This is a genomic window from Burkholderia sp. E168m23 (assembly GCF_016586125.1).
GTDB classification, from domain to species: Bacteria; Pseudomonadota; Gammaproteobacteria; order Burkholderiales; family Burkholderiaceae; genus Burkholderia; species Burkholderia orbicola.
In genome coordinates, this window is sequence record NZ_BCPP01001227.1 from 1 (window position 1) to 1,709 (window position 1,709).

A 1,709-nucleotide genomic window follows, 5' to 3' on the forward strand; every position below is an offset into this window, starting at 1 on the left:
GGTCACGCTGCGCGGCCAGGTGCAGACCATGAACGGCGCGTTCGCCGGCCTGCTGCTCGGCCTGGTCGGCGCAATCGTGCTGATCTACCTGCTGATCGTCGTGAACTTCCACTCGTGGGCCGACGCATTCGTGATCGTCTCGGCACTGCCGGCGGCGCTGGCCGGTATCGTCTGGATGCTGTTCACCACGCATACGCCGCTGTCGGTGCCGGCGCTGACCGGCGCGATCCTGTGCATGGGCGTGGCCACCGCCAACTCGATCCTCGTCGTCAGTTTCGCGCGCGAGCGTTTGGCCGAAACCGGCAACGCGCTGGCCTCCGCGCTCGAAGCCGGTTTCACGCGGTTCCGCCCGGTGCTGATGACCGCGCTCGCGATGATCATCGGCATGGCGCCGATGGCGCTCGGCCTCGGCGACGGCGGCGAGCAGAACGCGCCGCTCGGCCGCGCCGTGATCGGCGGCCTCGCATGCGCGACGATCGCGACGCTGTTCTTCGTTCCTGTCGTATTCAGCCTCGTGCACCGGCGCGATGCGCTCAAGCACGACGCGTCCCGCGCTTCCTCCCCTTCCGCGTCCGGAGCTTCCCATGTCCACTGAGATCGATATTAAGTCGCCGAAACGGCTGCCCAACCTCAAGCTCGTCGCCACGATCACCGCGCTGATCGCGGTCGGCATCGTGGCGACCGGCATCGTCGGCCGCGCGCACGCGAAACAGGAAATGGCGACCTGGTCCGCCGAACAAGCGGTGCCGACCGTGGTCGCGTACACGCCGTCGACCGGCGGCGACGGCGCGACGCTCGTGCTGCCCGGCCACCTGTCCGCATTCGAGAGCGCGCCGATCCACGCGCAGGTGTCGGGCTACCTGCATGCGTGGTACACCGACATCGGCGCGCACGTGAAGTCGGGGCAACTGCTCGGGCTGATCGATACGCCCGAGCTCGACCAGCAACTGCAGCAGGCGCGCGCCGACCTGCAGAGCTCGCTCGCCAACGAGAAGCTCGCCGCGTCCACGGCCGCGCGCTGGACCCGGATGCTCGCGCAGGATTCGGTGTCGCAGCAGGAAACCGACGAGAAGACCAGCGACCTCGCGGCCAAGCAGGCGATCGTCGCGGCCAACGAGGCCAACGTGCGACGCCTCGACGCGCTCGAGGCGTTCAAGCGCATCGTCGCGCCGTTCGACGGCGTCGTCACCGCGCGCAAGACCGACATCGGCCAGTTGATCTCGGCCGGCGGCGGCGCCGGCCCGGAATTGTTTGCGGTGTCCGACGTCCACCGGATGCGCGTCTACGTGAGCGTGCCGCAGAACGAGGCCGCCGCGATCCGGCCCGGCATGACGGCCACGCTGACCGTGCCGGAGCATCCGGGCGAGACCTTCCGTGCGACGCTCGCCGACACCGACGACTCGATCGCCGACTCGACCGGCACGCTGCTCGTGCAGTTGATGGTCGACAACTCCGCAGGCAAGCTGATTCCCGGCGAATACACCGAGGTGCATTTCGCGCTGCCGGCCGGCAGCACCCACGCGCTGACGATTCCGGCCAGCTCGTTGATCTTCCGGCAGGCCGGCCTGCAGGTCGCCGTGGTCGGCAAGGACGATCGCGCGATCTTCAAGCCTGTGACGATCGCGACCGATCTCGGCACGCACGTACAGATCGCGACCGGCCTCGCGCCGGACGACCGCGTGATCGACAATCCGCCCGATTCGCTCGCC

General features: G+C 68.9%; 2 protein-coding genes. Both read left to right on the forward strand.

Annotation, left to right across the window (positions count from 1 at the left end):
- Positions 1-595: efflux RND transporter permease subunit (locus tag JMF90_RS35975; RefSeq protein WP_201326240.1), on the forward strand; the 595-nt coding region annotated here is incomplete at its 5' end.
- The coding region (locus tag JMF90_RS35980) for an efflux RND transporter periplasmic adaptor subunit (protein ID WP_201326241.1) at positions 585-1,709 on the forward strand (1,125 nt) is incomplete at its 3' end. The genes JMF90_RS35975 and JMF90_RS35980, both read left to right, overlap by 11 nt.